Consider the following 2,036-nt stretch of genomic DNA (forward strand, 5'->3'; position numbering starts at 1 on the left):
GCTTTGGTTGGGCAACAGGGAATCTTTGTCAGTTAAAGGGATTTAAGAACAGAATTTGCAAACAAAATGATGTTCTTGGTTCAACTTGAAAATAGCGTTATTAAGCTCAAATGGACGAGGAACGCATTAAATATGTCTTTATTAAAATCTTCTTTTTTATCAGATCGCCAATGGGCCATTGTTGCTTCAATCTTTATGATGGCAACCTCCGCAATGGGACCCGGTTTTCTAACTCAAACCGCAGTCTTTACTGTGAAATTGGGTGCGGCGTTTGGTTTTGCCATTCTCGTGTCTATTTTGATTGATTATGTGGTTCAACAAAACATTTGGCGTGTTGTAACACTGACCCAAATGCGTGCCTCGGATATTGCCAATAAAGCCTTGCCGGGCAGTGGTTACTTACTGGCTTTTCTGGTCATTTTGGGTGGCTTTTTCTTCAGTATTGGTAATATTGCAGGCGCAGCGTTAGGTCTCAATGCTTTATTTGGGTTAGACACCAAATGGGGTGGCATTTTAAGTGGTGCTTTAGCCATTTTAATTTTTGCTTCAAGAAAAGCCACGCTGGCCATGGATAAAAGCATGATCGTTTTGGGGTTGCTCAAAATCATCTTGATTATCATTGTTGCTGTCATTGTAATGCCACCTGTGGGCCAAGCTGTGCATCAAACGTTTGCACCCGACCAGATTGATTTTGCCATTATCACTACGATTGTTGGTGGAACGGTCGGCGGTTATATCTGCTATGCAGGCGCCCATCGTTTACTGGATAAAGGCGCGGTTGGCCCTGAAAATATTGATGAAGTCGCAAGAGCTGCAACCAAAGGTATTGTGGTTGTAGGCATCATGCGCTATGTGCTGTTTTTAGCTTTTTTGGGCGTGGTGGTCAGTGGTGCAACGATTGATTTAGCCAGCCATGATGCCAATCCAGCAGCACAAGCTTTTCAATATGCCGCAGGAACTTTTGGTTATAAACTATTTGGTTTGATTTTCTGGGCAGCAGGGATCAGTAGTACCATTGGCGCCGCTTATACTTCGGTTTCATTCTTTACTGCATTTAAGAAAAATCTTAGTCCAAAACAAACCAATTACACCACCATTACATTTATCGCTTTAGCGTTATTGTTGTATGTGGTACTGGGCGCGACACCTGCTGGATTATTGATCTTCGTTGGTGGCTTTAATGGTTTGGTATTGCCAATCGGTTTAACGATTTTTGTTTATGTAGCTGCTTGCCGTAAAGATATGATGGGGAATTATAACTATCCAAAATGGTTACTTATTTTGGGTGTACTCACATGTATGTTGACATGGTGGATGGGCTATATGTCCTTTACCACAGTCTTTAATTATTTAACCAAACTTTAAGCCAGACGACGGTGAAGTGATAAAGGAATTGAGCCATGTTTGTAGATTTAAATAGTGACTTAGGTGAAAGTTTTGGTTCGTGGAAAATGGGCAATGATGACCAAATTCTACCCGTGGTGACAAGTGCCAATATTGCATGTGGCTTTCATGCAGGAGATCCGCTGGGGATTTTAAAAACACTGCGTAAGGCGGTTGAATTGAATGTCACGATTGGCGCGCATGTATCTTATCCAGACCTCGTCGGTTTTGGTCGCCGTAATATGGATGTGTCACGTGATGAGCTGATTGCCGATGTGTTGTATCAAATTTCCGCACTGGATGGTTTAGCCAAAGTGGCTGGTTCTCACGTGCAATATGTGAAACCCCATGGCGCACTGTATAACACCATTGCACACGATCAAGTTCAGGCCGCTGCGGTGATTGATGCTATCAAAATGTATAACCCAGAACTGGTTTTGGTGGCACTGGCAGGTTCCCACTTGGTTGGGCAAGCACGTGCAGCAGGCTTAAAGGTTGTCTCTGAGGCATTTGCAGACCGTGCTTATAACAGTGATGGTTCATTGGTTTCACGTCGTTTGGATGGGGCTGTTTTACATGATTCGGCCTTTGTGGCACGCCGTGTGGTGTCTATGTTGAAAAATGGCGGGGTTGAGTCGATTGATGGTGTATTT

Annotated in this window: 1 protein-coding gene and 1 pseudogene; both read left to right on the top strand. The window is 43.4% G+C overall.

Going from position 1 to position 2,036, the window contains the following annotated elements:
- Nucleotides 1-110 precede the first annotated feature (110 nt).
- A pseudogene (locus B4F08_RS07080) lies at nt 111-1,365 on the top strand (NRAMP family divalent metal transporter).
- A 35-nt stretch (nt 1,366-1,400) separates the two neighbouring features.
- Nucleotides 1,401-2,036: LamB/YcsF family protein (locus tag B4F08_RS07085; protein WP_291373936.1), on the top strand; the 636-nt coding region annotated here is incomplete at its 3' end.

The sequence above is a fragment of the Acinetobacter sp. UBA6720 genome (assembly GCF_002454215.1).
In the GTDB taxonomy this organism is placed as follows: Bacteria; Pseudomonadota; Gammaproteobacteria; order Pseudomonadales; family Moraxellaceae; genus Acinetobacter.